The sequence below is a fragment of the Deltaproteobacteria bacterium genome, from assembly GCA_005879795.1.
Lineage (GTDB): Bacteria > Desulfobacterota > Binatia > DP-6 > DP-6 > DP-6.
In genome coordinates this window covers 1-17,904 of sequence record VBKJ01000203.1, presented here as the reverse complement: position 1 = coordinate 17,904, position 17,904 = coordinate 1, and the positions used below count along the sequence as shown (strand labels likewise).

The following is a 17,904-nucleotide window of genomic DNA, read 5'->3' as shown; positions in this document are numbered from 1 at the left end:
GGCCGCAGGCTATGGCGAGGAGGAGCAACGCCGCGCGGCGGGATGCATCGGCCGCCCGGCGACGGATTCGTCCACGGACTCTCAAGCGTAGCGGATCGCGTCGGTCGGCGGCAGGCGGGCCGCGCGCCACGCCGGCCACAGGCCCGCCAGCGCCGCGAGGGCCGTGGGCAGCACGCCGGCCAGGATCGCGAGCCTCGCCGTCACCAGGAAGACGGGCGCCCCCAGACGCTCCGCCGCCGCGTTCAAGCCCGCGACCGCGAGCGTGCCGGCGAGGAGCCCGAGGAGGCTGCCCGCGATGCCGAGGCTCGCCGCCTCGGCGACCAGCCACCCGACGACCTGCCGCCGCGTGGCGCCCACCACGCGGCGGAGCCCGATCTCGCGCCGCCGCTCGACCACCGCCGTGAACATGGTATTCGTGACCGCGAGCGAGGCGACCACGAGCGCCACCAGCGCGCTCCCCACGATGATGCTGTTCAGGAACACGAGTGATCGGTCGAGTTCCCTGGCGGCATCGGCGGGTGACACGACCGAAACGTGATCGACGCGCTCGCGGATGCGCGCCGCCACCGCCTCCGGATCTTCACCGTCGGCCCAGAACACGGCCGCGGCGGTCGCGATCGGGAGCAGCGTCGAGCCCGGCACCATGGCGAGGCGGCGGAGCAGCGGCTCGCTCTCGACGAGCAGGCTCTCGGCGGTCGCGAAGGGCATGAAGAGGAAGCTGTCGGGGCCGGTGAGCGTCGGCTCGAGGACACCGGCCACCCGGAACGTCTTCCCGCGGATGGCGATCGTCCCGCCGGTGTCGACATGGAAGTAGCGCGCCACCTGGCTCCCGAGGACGACCTCGTCGCCGCCCGGGGTGGGGAGCAGGCGGCCGCTCCGCACGCGGGGGGGCCGGCTCTGCCGGTTGCGCTCGAGGGCGACCAGGTCGGCGCCGAAGACGAGCGGCGCCAGCGTGAAAGGAAGAGTGGCCGGCGCGTCCGAGAGCGGGAACATCACGAGCGGCGCGACCAGAGCCACGCCCGGGACGGCGCCCAGCGCGGCGAGCTGCTCACGGGAGAGGAGTCCGCCGCGCGTCATGCCGGTCACCGCACCGGTGCCGGAGCCGCTCACCGTGATCTGCCCGGTGGCGAAGTCGCGCCCACCCTCGACCAGGCGGCCGAGCTTCTCGGCGAGCCCGCCCAGGAGCACGAGCGCCGCCACCCCGATCGCCATCCCGGCGGCGGTGAGGGCGCTCCGCACCGGGCGGCGGCGCACGTCGTGCAGCGGGAACATGGAAGGGCCCGGCTTGTAGAGCCGACCGAATCTCAGCGCAAGACGGCGGCGAGCGGCTGTCGCGCGCGACCGTGGTTACCCCGCACACTCCCGCCCCATGTCGCGCGAAACCGCCGGCAGGGACGCGATCGCTCCGAGGTGACACAGAACGACGCCCCGTGCCTGCGGCTCGACAACCTTGCTCGTCGGTCGCCTACGACGCGGTCCGGCTCGATCTCCCCGTTCGCACGCGCTGAGGCCGGGGGCTCCGGGCGGCTGCGGCTCTACCGCACCGCACCTTGCTCGGCAGGAAGGGCCGGTAGTAAAAGACGCGCTCCGACAACGTTGCAACCCGGGAGGGCGCAATGATCAGGGACGGTGGTGAAGGCTGGCGCCCGTGGCGTGTCGTGCCCCGTATCGCTGCGGGGGCCATCTCGGTGCCCGTCGTGGTGGGGTTCGTGGCACTCGGCGCGGTGGTGGTCGTCGTGCGCTCGCTGCGCGACGTCGCCCGCGACACGTGGGCGCTCGTGCCCGCGTGGCGCAGCGACGCGCGCGAGCGCAACGGCGCGCGGAGCTCGGACGCTGCCTGAGGGCGGGTAGGCGCGGCCCGGGCGCGGGGTCGCGCGATGACACCGCCAGCCGTTGACCTTCGGTCGCCGGCTGCTACAGTGCGCGGGCGCGTAGGGGGGAGGTGGGGGTCGTGGTGGATGTGGATCCGTTGCGTGCCACGCGGCGCGCCGAGCAGCCCGCTGTTCGGCCGGCGGGCATCCCGGGGCGACTGCGCTCGCTCTTCTCGGCTCCTGGGTGGACGAAGAGGCCCGAGCCGCGCGTCCGCTACGGGCAGACCTTCCTGCCCGGGCTGGCGGTCCTGGGGCGCCCGCACCTGGCGGCGGCGAAGCCGCTCCTCGAGCGGGCCGATGCCGTGCGCGGGCGGCGCTTCACGCATCTCGGGCGCACCGTCGGCTTCCCCGGGCGCATCGACTGGAGCCCTGCGGGGCTCTCGCAGGCCTGGCTCGTCGAGCTGAACAGCCTCGACGACCTGATGGCGCTCGGTGTGTCGGCAGCGCTCGCGCCCAGCGCCGACGCCCGCCGGCGCTCATACAACGTGGCGTCAGCGCTCGTGCGCGAGTGGATCGCGGGCGCGGGCGAGCCCCGCGGCGTGGCGTGGGCGCCGCGGGCGCTGGCGCGGCGCATCCCGAACCTCCTCTATCTGCACGCCTTCTTCGCTGCGGAGCTGCGGGCCGACCCCGCACAGCGGCGGGCGGTGCTCGAGAGCCTGCAGGCGCAGGCCGCGGCGCTCGCCGGGGCGGTCGCCGGCCAGCCCGCCGACCATCGCCTGATCGCCGCCGGCCGCGCCCTCTTCATGGCCGGCCGCTTCTTCGATGGCATGGAGGCGCGCGGCTGGCTCGAGGCGGGCGCGGCGATCCTGTGGGCACAGCTCCGCGAGCAGGTGAACGAGGACGGCGGGCACCGGAGCCGCAGCCCGGCGACGCACGGGCTCGTGCTCGCCGACTACCTCGAGGTGATCGCCATCTTGCTCGCGGCCAACGACGACGTGCCGCTCTGGGCGCGCAAGCGCGTGAAGGCCATGGCCGACTTCCTCGCCCGGATCATCCATCCCGATGGCGAGATCCCGGTCTTTCACGATGCGGCGCTCGGGGTGGCGCGGCCGGCCCGCGAGCTCCTCGCCACCGCGGCCATCGTGCTCCACGAGCCCGACCTCGCGCCGCCCGGCGATCTCCCCGGCGTCTGGCCGCTCCTCGTGGTGGGTGACGCCGGCCGGCGCACGCACGCGCACCTCCCGCGCCGCCGCGAGGGGGTGGAGGCGCGCGCGCTTCGGCGCACGGGCTTCTACGTCCTGCCCGGCGAAACGGGCGACGTGCTCCTCCTCGACGGCGAGAGCCCGCCGGCCGACGGGCACGACGGTGCGTTCGGCTACGAGCTCTCGGTCGGCGGCATGCGGATCATCGTCGATGCCGGGGTGGGGGGCGAGGAGCCGGCGCCGTGGGCGGAGTACTTCCACAGCACGCGCGCCCACAACGTGGTGAGCGTCGCCGGCGCTGAGCAACGCGCCAACGGACGTATTCCCGTCGTCTCCGACGTGCACTGGGTGGTGCGCGACGGCCTCCTCTACTTCTCCGGCACGCACGACGGCTTCGCGCGGCTCGCGCTCGACCTCCGCCTGAACCATCGCCGGCGGGTGTTCTGCCTCCCGGGGCGCTTCTGGCTCGTGTGCGACGAGATACTGGGCAGCGGCCAGTGGGACGTCGAGTCGTTCATCCACTTCCACCCCGAGGTCCGGCTGGTGGCGGCTTGCCACGGCCGCCCGGCCTTCGTCGCCTCGCGCTCCGACGCCGCCGCGGTCGCGATCGTCCCCGCCGGGGTGCGTGACGTCCGCATGACGGGCGCTGTCGAGACGCCCGCCCCCCAGGGCTGGTACGCGGCGCGCTACGGGGCTCGGCGGCCGGCGCCGGTGATCTCGCTCGCGGCCTCCGTCCGCCTGCCGTTCGTCTTCGGCTACGCCCTCGTGCCGCGCTCCGACGGCCCGACCGCGCTCCACTTCGAGCACGACGCCTTCCGCCTGCACGCGGTGCTGCGCACGGGCGGCGTCGAGTACCGGATGGCCGTCGTCCAAGGCGACGTGGAGATCACGTCGCGCGGGCTCTGATGCGCGGACTGCTGGTCTGCTCGGACTGGGGCGACGTTGCCGTTCCCGCGACCGCGTGGTCGGGTGCGGACGCCGCCGGCCGTGCGCTCGTGCTCGCGCACATGGAGCCGCCGCTAGCGGTCGCGACCAACGAGAAGCAGACCGTCCACGCGGTGCTGGCGGGCGACGTCTACAACGCCCGGCAGCTGCGCACGGGGCTCGTCGGCCGCCACGCGCTCGCGACCCGCGACGACGCCGAGGTGGTCGTCCACCTTTACGAAGAGCGCGGCGTGCAGTGCGTGAAGGCGCTGCGCGGCGCGTTCGCGGTGGCGCTCTGGGACGAGCGGCTCCAGCGGCTCCTCCTCGCGCGCGACCAGCTCGGCCTCGTTCCCCTTTACTACGCGGCCGACGGCCGGCGGCTGGCCGCCGCCTCGAGCCTGCCCGCGCTCGCGGCGCTGCCCGCGCTCGTCAGCGCCTGGGATCCGGCGGCGCTCGAGACGTTCGTGACCTTTGGCCTCGTGCCGCCACCCTCCACGGTCTACGCCGCCATCCGCCAGCTCGGCCCCGGCGAGATGGGCTTGTGGGAGGACGGGCGGCTGCGCACACAACGCTACTGGCAGCTCACCTTCCCCGAGCGCCTCCTCAAGCGCGCCGATCTGCCGCGCCTGATCCGCGAGCAGGTGCTCGAGGCGCTCCGGCTCCGCCAGGCGGGGAGGGTGAGCGGTCTCCTTCTCTCCGGCGGACTCGACGCGGCGGCTCTCCTCGCGCTCGCCGCGGCGGATCGCCGACTGCCCGCGCGCGCCTACACGGCGGCCTTCGCGGACGGCGACCAGGAGCTCGGCGCGGCGGCGGAGCACGCCGCGCGCGCCGGCGTCGACCACGTGGCGGTGGGCGCGACGCCCGACTGGCCGGCGGCGCTCGACGCCCTGCTCGCCGCCCACGGCGCTCCGATCGGCGGGCTCGAGGTGGCCGCGCTCCAGCTCGCGGCGACGCGCGCGAGGGACGAGGTCGACGTCCTCCTCGCCGGCGTGGGCGGCGAGGAGGTCTTCGGCGGCTCACCGCCCGCGCGCGCGCTGGAACGCGTCCGCCGCTATCGCGCGCTGCCCGCGCTCGCGCGCGAGGGCGCGCAGCTGTGGGCCCGTCTGGTGCCAGCCGGCCGGTCCGCGCGCCTGCGCCACCTGGTCGAGGCCGAGCGGCTCGGGCCCCTCGAGATGTACGCGCGCGCGGTGAGCCACGTGCTTCCCGAGGAGCGCGAGGCGCTGTATACGCCGGAGACGCTCGCCGTCCTCGGGGAGGCGCGTCCGTGGGACACGCTCGGCCGGCTCTTTGCGGACGCGGCGTCGGCCGGCGCGACCGACCCGGCCGACACGATCCACTACGCGGAGCTGACCCTGCGCCTGCCCGCACGCGCGGTCGCAGCCCGCGCCGCCGCGGCCGGGCTCGACCTCCGCCTGCCGCTCGCCGACCATCGGATCGCACAGTTCGTCGCGTCCGTGCCGGCGGCGCTGCGCGCCAGCGCGGCCGAGCGCCAGCTCCTCCTGCGCGGCGCCTTGGCCGGGCTGCTGCCCCCCGCGACGCTCCGGGCCGCACACTCGAGCCCGGCGCCCCCGCGGCACGCCTGGTCGGCCTGGCTGGACGAGGCCCTCACCCCCGCCCGCATCGCCAGCCACGGCTTCTTCCGGCGGGAGATGGTCGTGCGCCTCCTGAAGGAGCACCGGAGCGGCGCACGCGATCACACGGCGCGGCTCTGGTCGATCGCCCTCGTTACACGCTGGCTCGAGCGTCAGGGGCTGCCGCTGGGGGCCGCCGAGCGCGCGGCGGGGTAGCGCATCACACCACCGCGTGTTCCTCGGCGATGGCCACGACGCGCTTCACGGTGCACGCCTGCTCGTCTTCCTCCGCGACCGCCTGCCCGCCGGGGAACGCGGTGAAGCTTTGGGCGCGACGGCAGGTGGGGTCGCCTGTTGCCCCCGGCCGTTGGTTGGAGTCGCAAACGTGCCAACGGTTAGAGGCGGCGCGGGAACCGCTGGCGCGCGCAGGTTCGCGGCGCTGAGCCATCCCTGGACGGCGCCCGCGGTGGGCTGGATCCGGTAGCGCGTCCCACCCGGTCCTCGCGGCTGCCACGCGAGGATCTCGACTTCCGCCCCGTCCGCGAGCGTCGCGAGCGCCGTGCTGCCGGTGCTGTCGGTCAGCGTTACGCGACGCGCTCCCTCGCTCGAACAGGTGACCAGCACCCGCCGGCCCACGGCAAGGATCGGACCGTTCAGACGGCCGCGCGATGACTGGCCGACGTTCGAGTGTGGGAGAAAAGGACGCCGTGGAATGCTCATCGTGCCCCCTGCGGCCTGGTCCAGGCGCCAACCGCGCGGAGGCCTTCCAGGCGCGAGGCGGTCGCGAGAGTGAGAGCGGATCATTTCCGGCCTCACCTCAGACAAGACCACAAAATATTACTCTCAGCCACGATCAGCGTCAATCCGCCGTTTGCGTCGGGATCGTCTGGCGGGATACAGTTGCGACTCCTCGGCGCTCGACCAAGGGCCGCGCGAGACAACCCCGATGATCCACGTGATGCTGCCCGTGCAATATCTCCGCAAGGCGGGCGCGTACCGGATCGAACCGCAGAAGCGGCTCATGCTGGCCGTCCTTCAGACGGTCATCGACGACTGCCAGGGATCGAAGAATCGGCGGGCGGCCGGCGCCCCTGGGCCCCGCGACCGCAAGGCCTTCGAGGAAGCGAGGGCGTACCTCACGAGCACGGATCGCGGGTGGCCGTTCAACTTCGAGAACCTGTGCGAGGCCCTCGGGCTGGATGCCGGGTCGCTGCGGCGACAGCTCACCGGATGTGCAGCCCGATGATGCGTCCCTCCCGACCGTCGACCCCGTGCGACAACATGAACCATCGGCGGGCGAATTCGCCGGTCCCCCATTGTCCGCAGTGTGGCGGCGTCGTGAACGCGCGGCTGGCCACCGGGCACTGCGACGAGGCGAAGCACGCCGCCTCCCGCCGGCGGCAGTCCGTGTTCTGCGTCGAGTGCGGGGCCCAGCTGATCTTCGACCGCTCAGGCCGCTCCCAGTAGCGGCGGGTCCGGCCACCCCGTGTCGAGTGGACGCCGGACGCTTCAGCCCGTCCACACAACGCACTGATGTGGTTGCCCGAACGACTCGATCAGTGTAGATTTGTGCGCCAGTCCGTTTGTTTGCGCGTGACCCCGCCGTCTTCCAGCCGTCGGCCTCTCGCCCAGGCAACGTGACGAAATTCAAGAGACCCCTTGCGGGGTGAGGAGTCACAGATGGGCAAGAAGCTGTTCGTCGGCAACCTTTCCTTCGACACCAGCAGCGCCGACCTCGAGGCGCTGTTCTCGCAGGCCGGAAGCTGCGAGTCGGCAACGGTGATCGCCGACCGCGCCACCGGCCGGTCCCGGGGCTTCGGCTTCGTCGAGATGGGTTCGGCGGGCGAGGCCGAGAAGGCGGTCGCGGCGTTCAACGGTCACGAGCTGCATGGCCGCACGCTCAACGTGAGCGAAGCACGCGAGCGTTCGGGCGGCGATCGCCCCCGCGGGAACTTCGCCGGCCGCCGGGACCGCTAGACCTCGGCGCCTCCCCGCAGCACCGTTCGCTCGGGCCGACTTCAGCTCGGGGCGGTACCTTGGCGGATCTGCGTCAGCTCGGTCGGTGTCATGACCTCGGGCTCCTCGCTCGAGTCCTTCAGGTGCTCGAAGGCGGAGGGGATCGAGCTTCTGGCAAGTGGCCCCCGGGCAGGGGTGGTAGCACGAAGCCGGCGACCCGTCACCGCTCCAGCACGATCCACTCCGCGCCCTCGATCAGGCGGTTCGGGATCACGTGCAGGTGCCCGGCGTCGTCCATGATGCGCGTCTTGCGGAAGTCGATCTCGCGCACGACGCCTTGCACGCCCGCCGCCTGCACGCGGTAGCCGATCTCGATGTCGCGGTCCGCGGCGAGGAAGAAGCCGGCGATGATATCGTTGCTGGTGGCCGAGGCCGAGCTCACGAAGGCTGCGCTCATGAGGGCCAGCACGCCCGAGAGGCCGAGGACGATCGTCTGCAGCTGGAGGGTCGAGAGGACGATGCTCAGGACAAGCACCCAGCCTGCGCCCCCGGCGATGCGGACCGCGAGATCGCGCGTGGTCGGGCGCATCGTGGCGCGGCGGAGCGCGAGGCGCGTCGCCGCGCGAACGCCGCGCGTGAAGAGGATGCCGGCCGCGAGCAGCAGGACGGCGAGCGCCAGCTTGGGCGCGTAGTGCGCCGCCTGCTCGCTGAACTCCTTCAGGTCGAGCAGCGCGGGGGCGCCGAGCATCGTCAGGCGCGAGCCGCCTTCTTGCGCGCGCGCCCCTCGACCGCCTTCTTGAACTCCTCGACCGAGTCGCGCAGCGCCTTGTGCTCGAGCGGGCGGCGGATCGGGCCGGGGACCCAGAAGCCGATGTCGATCGTCTGCGTGCAGGTGGCCCTGGTGCGCGGGCCTGCCGGCTCGAACACGTACGAGCCGTGCACGTCCTTCACGTCGGGGCTCTCGACCAGATGCCAGCGCCCGCCGCGGGGCGGCTCGTATTCGTAGTCGAGGGTGTAGTGGACGATCTTGAGCATCATGTCGAGGCTGAAGGCGACCCGCTTGGGGAGCCCGTCCGGATGCCGCTCCAGCACGCGGCACTCGGTCACCGGACCCGACCACGACGGGTAGGCGTCGAAGTCGGTGAGCACCGCGAAGCAGTCCTCCAGCGAGCCCGCGATCTCGACCGAGTAGGATTGGCTGAAGTCGCTCACGGTGGGGGCGGACGATAACGGGGCCCCGGGCGCCGGGTCAAGGGTGTTGCGCCGCGCGTGATTCGGCTATGCTCGCGTGAGGCGGCGCGCATGGCGGTCAGGGCCATCGAGTGGCGCAACGGACGCGTGGTGATGCTCGACCAGCGTCTCCTCCCGACGCGCGAGGTCTACCGCGTCTACAGCGACCACCGCGACGTGGCAGCAGCCATCAAGGACATGGTGATCCGCGGCGCCCCGGCGATCGGCGTGGCCGCCGCGATGGGCATCGCGCTCGGCGCGCGCACGCTGCGCGGCGACCCGGAGCGCCACTTCCAGCGCCTGTGCCGGACCTTCGCCGCCACGCGGCCGACGGCCGTCAACCTCTTCTGGGCGATCGAGCGCATGCGGCGGGTCTTCGCGCGCAACCTCCGCCGCTCCCGCGACACGCTCCATACGCTCCTCGAGCGCGAGGCGCTCGCCATCCACGACGAAGACGTGGCCGCCAACCGGCGCCTCGGCGCGCACGGCGCGGCACTCCTCGAGGACAGCGCGACGATCCTGACCCACTGCAACGCCGGTGCGCTCGCCACCGCCGGGTACGGCACCGCGCTCGGCATCGTGCGCGCCGCGGTCGACGCCGGCAAACGCCCCTCGGTCATCGCCTGCGAGACGCGGCCCTTCCTCCAGGGCGCGCGACTGACGGCGTGGGAGCTCAAGAGGGACCGCATCCCGGTGACGCTGGTCACCGACAACATGGCGGGGCACCTGATGCAGGGCGGGCGGGTGAGCTGCGTCATCGTCGGCACCGACCGCACCGCGGCCAACGGCGACGTGGCAAACAAGATCGGCACCTACACGCTCGCGGTCCTCGCCCACCGGCACTCCATCCCGTTCTATGTGGCGGCGCCCATCTCCTCCATCGATTTCGCCTGCCCGGACGGCGCCCACATCCCGATCGAAGAGCGGGCGCCGCGCGAGGTGACGCACGTCTTCGACCGGCAGATCGCACCGAGTGGTGTCGGCGTGGCGAACCCGGCCTTCGATGTGACGCCCGCGGAGCTGGTGACCGCGATCGTGACCGAGCGCGGCGTGGCACGCCAGCCGCTCGCGCGCGCCCTCGGGCGGCTGGTCTCGGGCCGCGACCGCCGCCGCGCGGGGCGCGTGGAGCGCTCGCTCGAGCCGCGCCGCGAGCGGCGGCGCTAGCGCTGGCGATGGCATGGAGGTGAAGCTCGCCCTCCTCGCCGACGGGGCGAACGTCTCGCGCGAGGGCAAGCTCAACCTCTTCGGCATCTTCGACACCCTCTTCGCGCGCAGCTTTCCCACCACGCACCCGCAGATGCAGCTCGTGATTCGCTTCGAGGCGGCGGCCGAGGAGGCGAACACCACGCGCCAGGTGGAGATCCAGCTGGTGGCGAGCGACGGCGGCATTCTCTTCCGGCTGCCGGGAGCGCTCACCGTGCAGCAGCGGGGCCTCGGGGACGCGATCCGCATGGACCACGTCCTGACGCTGAACCACGTGCAGTTCGAGCGCCCGGGGCGCTACCGCTTCGACGTACTGGTGGACGGCCAGGTGGCGGCCCTGGTCCCGCTGCAGGTGGAGGAGATCGCCGCCGCGGCGCACTAAGGTCCTCAAGGACCCTAGCCCGCGGACCCCGGCTACGCCGCGCCCAGGCGCCGAGCGAGGCGCGCGTGCGCGGGCCAGCCGGGCAACGGCGCGCGGCGAGGCGCCTCCCATCGGATGCGGCGGCGGAGCGCCGCGATGCGGGCGAGCGCGTTGGCCACGTCCTCGCCGGCGAGGGCGCCCTCCGCTACCGCCTCCTCCACACCGCGCATCGCGGCGCGCGCCGCGTCGAGCGACTGGCAGACGAGCAACGCGTCACAGCCGGCGCCGAGCGCCGCGACCGCCGAGCGCGCCGGCGTCGAGCGCGCAGCCACCGCGTTCATCTCGAGGTCGTCGCTGAAGAGCACCCCGCCGAAGCCGAGGCGGCGGCGCAGGAGGTCGCGGCAGATGGCGGGCGAGAGCGTGGCGGGGCGGCGCGGATCGAACGCGGGGTAGAGGACGTGCGCGGTCATGAGCGCCGGGATGCCCGCGCGGATGGCGCGCGCGAAGGGTGCCAGCTCCACCGCGGCGAGGGCACGCCGCGGGCGGCGGACGCGCGGGAGGACGAAGTGCGAGTCGCCGACGCTCGCGCCGTGCCCGGGGAAGTGCTTCCCGCACGCGAGCACGCCGGCGCGCGCGAGCCCGCGTGCGAGCGCGACGCCCAGACGGGCGACCCGGGCCGGGTCGGTCCCGAAGGCGCGGTCGCTGATCACGCGGTTGCGCGCGTTCGACCACACGTCGAGCACCGGGGCGAAGTCGAGGTCGATGCCGGCGGCGCGGAGCTCGCGCCCCATGGCGTGGCCGACCGCCTCGGCGAGGCGGGCGTCACCCCGCGCACCGACCACCGCCGCGGGCGGGAAGTGCGTGAACGGCCGGGGCAGCCGGTCGACGCGGCCGCCCTCGTGGTCGAGCGCGACCAGCGGGCGCACCCCGGCGCCGGTCGCGTGGATCGCCTCGGTGAGCCGGCGGAGCTGGGCCGCCGAACGGATGTTGCGCTTGAAGAGGATGACGCCGGCCGGCGGGTGCTCGGCGAGGAAGGCGCGCGTCGCGCGGTCGAGCGTCGGGCCGGGAAGCCCGACCATGAAGAGCTGGGCGACGCTGCGCCGGAGCACGGTGGTCGGCATGGGGCGCCGTTCTAATAGCACGGCGCGGTGGCGTCCCACGACGCGGCCGGCTGGACGGCCCCCGCCGTCACTGTGGTGACGGTCGGTGCGCAACTTGTGCCGCGCACATGCCGCCTGCCCTCGCGGGCTCTGCGGCGCCAGCCGGGCGGGGTGAGTCGGGCACTCGGCGGGGCTGCGGTGGCATCCGGGTTGCTCCCCCTGCCCGCCATGCGCTCACCCCGCAGCCGTCGTCGCCCCAGCGAGGCAGGAATCGCCATGGCGATCGCCTTGTTCACCCTGATGGCGTTCATCGTCGCTACGGCCACGAGCACCCTCATGGCCAGCGCGGACATCGTGGCCACGCGCGAGGCGCGCGGCGCGAGCCAGGTCCACTTCGTGGCCGAGTCAGGGATCGCGGAGGCCCTCCAGCGCGTCAACGGCCCCGGGGTGGTGAACTTCCAGAACGACGTGGTGGGGCAATGGACGACCGCCTGGGGCAGCAGCTCGCACGCCTTCGGGCCGGTCTCCGGCTTCACGTATACGGTGACGGCGGTGGCGGGCGCCAGCGACCCGGCCAACACCGGGCGATTCATCGCCACCGCCAACGGGATCGCGAGCGTGCACAACGTGGTAGTGGCGAACGTGGTGCGCTCGGACATCCCCTCGACGGCGCCTGGCGCCATCTACCTCGCCACCGACCAGGCCACCAACACGACCTTCCAGGGCGACGCCTTCACGATCGACGGCAACGACCACAACTACACGGGCGGCGCCGGGCCGGCGCCGCCGGTCCCGGGGCTCTCCACGCGCAACGACGCCAACCGCCAGGAGGCGCTCGGCAGCCTCACCGCTCAGGAGAAGGACAACATTCGCGGCCTCGGCTTCTCGCTCTCGCCCCTCACCCCGAGCATCCTCACCTCGCCCGCGGCGCCGAGCATCGATCTGATGAACCAGATCATCGATGACCTGCTGGCGCTGTCCGGCGTGGTGCCGTACGACGACAATCAGATCAACGGCAACGCCACCTTCGGGACGAACGACGCACCGAAGATCACCCACTTCACGAGCGACGACGGCGTCACCATCAAGGGCAACGGGAATGCCAGTGGCGCGGGCATCATGATCGTCGAGGGCGATCTCACCATCCAGGGCCACCTCTCGTTCAACGGCCTGATCCTGGTCCGGGGCCGCACCAAGGTGGTGAACGATCCGTCCCTCACCGACGTGACCGGCAACGCCACCGTCTACGGCTCGCTGTGGACGCAGGACATCAACCTGATCGTCGGCGGCAGCGCCGTCATCAACTACAGCACCCAGGCTCTCGCGCTCGCGAACCAGGTCGGGGGCACCCACCCGCTCCCGTCGCCGCTCAAGGTCACCTCGATCGCAGACTGCGCGCAGCTCGCGAGCGGCGTGGGCGGCTGCCCGTAGCTCGGTCGCCCCCGTAGACACGGCGCGCCGGCCCTGCTATCTCTCGCATACGGGCGGGGATGGCGGCGGACCGGACCACGGGGCGGTACATCGCGGTCGAGGGCCCCATCGGCGTCGGCAAGACGGTCCTCGCGCGGCGGCTCGCCACCGAGCTCGGGTCGCGGCTCCTCCTCGAGCAGGTCGAGGAGAATCCCTTCCTCAGGAGATTCTACGAGGAACCGGGCCGGCATGCCTTCCAGACTCAGCTCTTCTTCCTGTTCGAGCGCTATCGCCAGCAGTGTGAGCTCGGTCAGCTCGAGCTCTTCGCGCAGGGCATCGTCGCCGACTACCTCTTCGCCAAGGACGGTATCTTCGCCGCGGTCACGCTCGGCCCGGACGAGTTCCAGCTCTACCAGCGGATCTTCCAGATGCTCGATCAACGGCTCCCGCGGCCGGACCTGGTCGTCTATCTCGAGGCCCGCCCCGAGGTGCTGCTGCGCCGGCTCCGCAAGCGCGACCGGGATTTCGAGCGCGGCATCACCCCGGAGTACCTGGAGAGGCTGACGGAGGCGTTCAGGGACTACTTTCACCGCTACACGGAGGCCCCGCTCCTGGTCGTCAACTGCTCGGACATCGACTTCGTCGAGCATGGCGGCGACCTCGCCGACCTGATCAAGGAGATCCGGGCCACGCGACAGGGGGTGCAGCACTTCATTCCGCTTGGAAGCCGGTAACGACCCCGACCCGCGACGGGCGGGGATTGGAACGGACCGAGACGGGACGCATCGGACGGCGCGAACGAACGTGAAGGGGTGACCGACCCCGAGCGCGCGAGCGACGGGGATCGGCGGCTTCGAGACTCCGCCCGCTTCACGGGGCATCGCACCCAACGGCCTCCCGGACCGTCGGTCCGAGGAGGCCGTTTTCGCATGGAGCAGAAGAAGGTGACGGTGCCCGACATCCTCCGCATGAAGGCGGCGGGCGAGCGGATCGCCATGGTGACCGCCTACGACTGCCCCTTCGCCCGCCTGCTCGACGAGGCGGGGGTGGACATCCTGCTGGTCGGCGACTCGCTCGGCATGGTGGTGCAGGGGCTCTCGACCACGCTGCCGGTGACCCTCGAAGAGATGGTCTACCATACGCGCATGGTGGCGCGCGGCCGCAAGCGCGCCCTCGTCCTGGGCGATCTTCCGTTCGGCTCCTACCAGGCGAGCCCCCAGCAGGCGGTCGAGAGCGCGGTGCGCCTCGTGAAGGAGGGCGGGGCCGAGGCGGTCAAGCTCGAGGGCGGGATCGCGATGGCCCGCACCATCGAGGCGATCACCGCGATCGACGTGCCGGTGGTGGGACACGTCGGGCTGACCCCGCAGTCCGTCCACCGTATGGGCGGCCACCGCGTGCAGGGCCGTCGCTCCGGACACGGCCCGGGCGAGCGCGAGCGCGTCCTGGACGACGCGCGCGCCGTCCAGGCGGCGGGCGCCTTCGCCGTCGTGCTCGAGTGCATCCCTCTCGACCTCGCCGGCGAGATCACGGCCGAGCTCACCATCCCGACCATCGGGATCGGCGCGGGCGCGCGCTGCGACGGCCAGGTACTCGTCCTGCACGACCTCCTCGGCCTCTCGACCGACTGGACGCCCCGCTTCGCCAAGCGCTACGCGGAGCTCGGCCGCGAGGTGCTGCGCGCCGCGGGCGAGTACGTGGCGGAGGTGAAGGTCGGCCGCTTCCCGACCGAGGCGCAGGCCTTCGCGCCGCAGGCGGCGAGGGCGGGGTGATGCAGACCCTCCGCGATCCGCGCGCCATGCAGGCGTGGGCGGAGGCGATGCGCGCGCGGGGCGAGCGCATCGCGCTCGTGCCCACCATGGGTGCGCTCCACGAGGGGCACGTCGCCCTCATCGCCGAGGCGCGGCGGCGGGCGAAGCGCGTCGTCGTCTCGATCTTCGTGAACCCGATCCAGTTCGACCGCCGCGAGGACCTCGAGCGCTACCCGCGCACGCTCGAGGAGGACGCGGCCCGCTGCGCGGCGGCGGGCGTGGACGCGATCTACGCCCCGAGCCCGGGCGTGATGTACCCGGAAGGCTTCCAGACCGCCGTCGAGGTGGCCGCGCTCTCCACGCCGCTGTGCGGGAAGGTGCGGCCGGGCCACTTTCGCGGCGTCACCACCGTGGTGACGAAGCTCCTTCACGCCGTGCGCCCGCACGTTGCCGTGTTCGGCGAGAAGGACTGGCAGCAGCTCGCCGTCGTGCGGCGGATGGCGGCGGACCTGGACTTCGGCATCGAGATCGTGGGCGTGCCCACGGTGCGCGAGGCGGACGGGCTCGCGCTCTCGAGCCGGAACCGCCGCCTCGCGCCCGCGGAGCGGGAGGCCGCGCGCTGCGTGCCGCGCGCGCTGGATGCGGCGGCGGCCATGGTGGCGACGGGCGAGACCCGGCCGGCGATGATCGTCGGCCGCGTGGCGATGGAGATCGCCGCCTGCCCGCGCGCGCGGCTCGAGTACGCGGAAGTGCGCGATCCCGAGACGCTGGAGGAGGTGGAGGAGGTGGCGGCGCCGGCGCTGCTCGGCGTTGCGGTGTGGATGGGCGACGTGCGGCTGATCGACAACCGACTGCTCGTGCCGGCGGAGGTCGAGGGGGAGAGCGCTCGAGCAGCGCGCGGCGGATGCCGCGCGGGAGTTGAGCCGGGGGGAGCGGCCGCGCGCAGCCCGGGTAGCGGGCGAGCACTGGACGGGCCCCCGGGATCGTCTGGAGGACAGGACCGATGATGCGCAAGATGCTGCGGGCCAAGATCCACCGCGCCACCGTGATGCAGGCAGACGTCGACTACGAGGGCTCGATCACCATCGACCGCCGCCTGATGGAGGCGACCGACCTGCTCCCCCACGAGGCGGTCTCGGTCTGGAACGTGACCAACGGCAGCCGCTTCGAGACCTACGCGGTCGAGGGCCCGCCCGACTCGGGCGTCATCTGCGTGAACGGCGCCGCGGCGCACCTCGTCCGTCCCGGCGACCTCGTCATCATCGCCGCCTTCACCTGGCTCGAGGAGGAGGCGGCGCGTGCGCACCAGCCCAGGGTCGTGTTCGTCGACGAGCGCAATCGCATTCGCGACCGCCGGGCCGAGGTGCCCGGGCCGATGAGGGCGGCCGGGTGACGAAGGAGGCCCGCGAACGGGACATCACGCAGAACCGCCGGGCCTTTCACGACTATCACATCCTCGAGCGCTTCGAGGCCGGCCTGGTGCTGACCGGCAGCGAGGTCAAGTCGCTGCGCGACCACCGCGCGCACCTGAAGGACGCGTATGCCCGCTTCTTCGGCGACGAGCTCTTCCTGGTGGGCTCGCACATCAGTCCCTACGGGCCGGCGAGCCAGTTCGGCCACGACCCGGTGCGGACGCGGAAGCTGCTGATGCACCGCAAGGAGCTCGAGCGCCTGCGCGGCAGGGTGCAGGAGCGCGGCCTCACGCTCGTCCCGCTCCGCCTCTACTGGTCGAAGGGCAGGGCGAAGGCGGAGCTGGGACTGGCGCAGGGGAAGAAGCTCCACGACAAGCGCGCCGCGATCCGCGAGCGCATGGAGCGGCGCGAGGTCGATCGAGCGATGGCGCGCGGGCGGCAGAGGCGCTGATGCGCGCCGTGTGGGATCCGGCGGGGGAGATCCTCAAACCTGCCGACCCATCGGCTTCGGCGGGCCCGACCCGCGGACGGCGACATCGGCGACCTCCCCGGGGCCTCCCTCCCCACCTCCCGTGTGCCGATTTTCCCGGGATGGCGCGGCGCTCGTCCAGCTCCAGCCGACCCGGTTGCAGGCGAGCCGGCCCGTCCCTACTATTGACCCGTTGATTTGAGGGGGCGATCTGGGTTCGACGGGGGTGAGAAAGCGAGAGCTGCGTGCCGGGGGTCCTGTTCACCCCGCAACCCGAGCAGGGCTGCTTAACTGCAGACGACAACTACGCACTGGCTGCCTAATTAGGCCGCCACGCTCGACCTGCCTGCGCCCGTAGGGCGGGCTCGAGCGTCATAACTTCGGGCTGGGTCCCCGCGACCGCCGGCGGCGCGGGGGCCGAGACACAACGCCGGCTGGCCGCGCGAGATCCCGCCTGCGGGAGCGAGCGCGGCGAGAGCAAAGCGCAGGCTACGCACGTAGAGGCGATCGCGGATGCACCTTCGGACGGGGGTTCGATTCCCCCCGCCTCCACTGTCGCGACCAATTCGAACCGCCCTCCGGGGGCTCGAGCAGCTCGAGGGCCTGGAGGGCGGTTTCGGCGCGATAGAAGGGCCGGCCGACGTCCGGTCTCGTCGGGACGAGGCGGACGGGGCCCAGGACGCGTCGCAGGAGTAGGGCTGATCGCTCGGTCTGTCGCTCCAGGAGGTCCTGGAGTCGTCCGAGGCGCTCCGCGATCCACTCCATGGGCGGGGGTTCGAACATCGCGCTCATCGTGGCTTCGAGGGCAGAGAGTTCGTCGCGCAGCGCTTGGGCTGCCTGCTCCGCGTGCTCCAGCGCCTGTCCAAGCGCGCGGGTTCCCTTGCCGCCGCCGATGAAGTTGATGAAGTTCGCGATGCGACGCTCCTCGGTGCTCAGCGCCGCGCGCTTGAGCTTGATCTGCTCGGGAAGGTCCGCGTGGAGCCGTGCGATTTCGACCTTCACCCGCTCGAGCACGTACCGGATGGCTTCCGCGTCATCGAGCCGCTCGCGAACGGCAGAGAGCAGCCGCCGCTCGGTCAGCCGACGCGGGACGATGAGCTTGTTGTCGCAAGCGTTCTTGGTCGCCGCCAAGCACCCGTAGTACCCGCCTCCCTTGCCGCTCACCTGCCCCACATCGCGGCCAACGCGATCGTGCTCGCGACCCTCACCAACACGACCGTGAAGTGCGGTATCGTGGCAGTGCTGGGTGGCGCGGCCCTGCGCCGCCCCGTGCTCATCGCCACCGGTGCGATCCTGGCGGCCGCCGTCGGTACGATCCCCTGTCTATGACCCTCCCCAGGACCCTCCTCGATCGGACGGCGGCGCGTCGAAGCGCACTGGCACGAAATGGCAAGACGCAGACCGGTTCGAGGGGTATAGGTCCCCCATGCCGTCCGATGGAGGGTCGCGCCGAGGCGCGGTGCTCGATAGGCCTCCCCACAGGGAAGGCGCATCCGGAAGGCGTCGC

General features: G+C 72.6%; 18 protein-coding genes and 1 other RNA gene. 15 read left to right on the top strand and 4 right to left on the bottom strand.

Features of this window, described 5'->3' with window-relative positions:
- Window positions 1–81 precede the first annotated feature (81 nt).
- Entirely contained in the window at window positions 82–1,272 is a 1,191-nt protein-coding gene (locus E6J59_17310; GenBank protein TMB17141.1) for an ABC transporter permease, read from the bottom strand.
- Between the two features lie 386 nt (window positions 1,273–1,658).
- Here E6J59_17310 and E6J59_17305 point away from each other — a divergent pair, with 386 nt between their 5' ends.
- From E6J59_17305 to E6J59_17285, 5 genes are all read left to right on the top strand, one after another.
- Complete coding sequence (locus E6J59_17305) at window positions 1,659–1,841, top strand: hypothetical protein (GenBank protein ID TMB17140.1); 183 nt, start codon at window positions 1,659–1,661, stop codon at window positions 1,839–1,841.
- A 101-nt stretch (window positions 1,842–1,942) separates the two neighbouring features.
- A complete protein-coding gene (locus E6J59_17300; GenBank protein ID TMB17139.1) occupies window positions 1,943–3,919 on the top strand; it encodes a hypothetical protein in 1,977 nt (658 codons plus the stop codon).
- The gene (locus E6J59_17295; GenBank protein TMB17138.1) at window positions 3,919–5,724 is read left to right on the top strand and encodes a hypothetical protein; all 1,806 of its coding nucleotides are present in this window, start codon (window positions 3,919–3,921) and stop codon (window positions 5,722–5,724) included. Before E6J59_17300 ends, E6J59_17295 begins: the two co-directional genes overlap by 1 nt.
- A gap of 730 nt (window positions 5,725–6,454) precedes the next feature.
- On the top strand, window positions 6,455–6,754 hold the full coding sequence (locus E6J59_17290; GenBank protein TMB17137.1) for a hypothetical protein: 300 nt from the start codon (window positions 6,455–6,457) through the stop codon (window positions 6,752–6,754).
- A gap of 434 nt (window positions 6,755–7,188) precedes the next feature.
- Window positions 7,189–7,485 (top strand): RNA-binding protein, encoded by a 297-nt coding sequence (locus E6J59_17285; protein TMB17136.1) that lies wholly within the window; start codon window positions 7,189–7,191, stop codon window positions 7,483–7,485.
- 199 nt (window positions 7,486–7,684) lie between these two features.
- Here E6J59_17285 and E6J59_17280 read toward each other — a convergent pair whose 3' ends face one another.
- Entirely contained in the window at window positions 7,685–8,212 is a 528-nt protein-coding gene (locus E6J59_17280; protein ID TMB17135.1) for a mechanosensitive ion channel, read from the bottom strand.
- Between the two features lie 2 nt (window positions 8,213–8,214).
- Complete coding sequence (locus E6J59_17275; GenBank protein TMB17134.1) at window positions 8,215–8,676, bottom strand: hypothetical protein; 462 nt, start codon at window positions 8,674–8,676, stop codon at window positions 8,215–8,217.
- Window positions 8,677–8,766: 90 nt separating this feature from the next.
- Between E6J59_17275 and mtnA the strand changes: the two genes are divergently transcribed.
- Both mtnA and E6J59_17265 read left to right on the top strand, forming a co-directional pair.
- Entirely contained in the window at window positions 8,767–9,858 is a 1,092-nt protein-coding gene (gene mtnA, locus E6J59_17270) for an S-methyl-5-thioribose-1-phosphate isomerase (GenBank protein ID TMB17133.1), read from the top strand.
- 13 nt (window positions 9,859–9,871) lie between these two features.
- Entirely contained in the window at window positions 9,872–10,279 is a 408-nt protein-coding gene (locus E6J59_17265) for a hypothetical protein (protein TMB17132.1), read from the top strand.
- A gap of 32 nt (window positions 10,280–10,311) precedes the next feature.
- Here the strand turns inward: E6J59_17265 and nagZ are convergent, their stop codons facing one another.
- The gene (gene nagZ / locus E6J59_17260; protein TMB17131.1) at window positions 10,312–11,379 is read right to left on the bottom strand and encodes a beta-N-acetylhexosaminidase; all 1,068 of its coding nucleotides are present in this window, start codon (window positions 11,377–11,379) and stop codon (window positions 10,312–10,314) included.
- Window positions 11,380–11,634: 255 nt separating this feature from the next.
- Between nagZ and E6J59_17255 the strand changes: the two genes are divergently transcribed.
- The 8 genes from E6J59_17255 to E6J59_17220 all read left to right on the top strand — a co-directional run bounded on the left by E6J59_17255 (window position 11,635) and on the right by E6J59_17220 (window position 17,726).
- Entirely contained in the window at window positions 11,635–12,789 is a 1,155-nt protein-coding gene (locus E6J59_17255; protein ID TMB17130.1) for a hypothetical protein, read from the top strand.
- A gap of 59 nt (window positions 12,790–12,848) precedes the next feature.
- Complete coding sequence (locus tag E6J59_17250; GenBank protein TMB17129.1) at window positions 12,849–13,502, top strand: deoxynucleoside kinase; 654 nt, start codon at window positions 12,849–12,851, stop codon at window positions 13,500–13,502.
- Window positions 13,503–13,697: 195 nt separating this feature from the next.
- Window positions 13,698–14,537, top strand: coding sequence for a 3-methyl-2-oxobutanoate hydroxymethyltransferase (panB, locus tag E6J59_17245; GenBank protein ID TMB17128.1), 840 nt, complete (start codon window positions 13,698–13,700; stop codon window positions 14,535–14,537).
- Window positions 14,537–15,523, top strand: coding sequence for a pantoate--beta-alanine ligase (locus E6J59_17240; protein TMB17127.1), 987 nt, complete (start codon window positions 14,537–14,539; stop codon window positions 15,521–15,523). Before panB ends, E6J59_17240 begins: the two co-directional genes overlap by 1 nt.
- On the top strand, window positions 15,520–15,909 hold the full coding sequence (locus E6J59_17235) for an aspartate 1-decarboxylase (protein ID TMB17126.1): 390 nt from the start codon (window positions 15,520–15,522) through the stop codon (window positions 15,907–15,909). The genes E6J59_17240 and E6J59_17235 overlap by 4 nt, the downstream gene beginning before the upstream one ends.
- Window positions 15,906–16,379: an SsrA-binding protein SmpB gene (gene smpB, locus E6J59_17230; protein ID TMB17125.1), complete on the top strand. Its 474-nt coding sequence runs from the start codon at window positions 15,906–15,908 to the stop codon at window positions 16,377–16,379. The genes E6J59_17235 and smpB overlap by 4 nt, the downstream gene beginning before the upstream one ends.
- A gap of 220 nt (window positions 16,380–16,599) precedes the next feature.
- Window positions 16,600–16,952, top strand: a transfer-messenger RNA (tmRNA) gene (gene ssrA / locus E6J59_17225).
- Between the two features lie 291 nt (window positions 16,953–17,243).
- The gene (locus E6J59_17220; GenBank protein ID TMB17124.1) at window positions 17,244–17,726 is read left to right on the top strand and encodes a hypothetical protein; all 483 of its coding nucleotides are present in this window, start codon (window positions 17,244–17,246) and stop codon (window positions 17,724–17,726) included.
- Window positions 17,727–17,904: the final 178 nt, after the last annotated feature.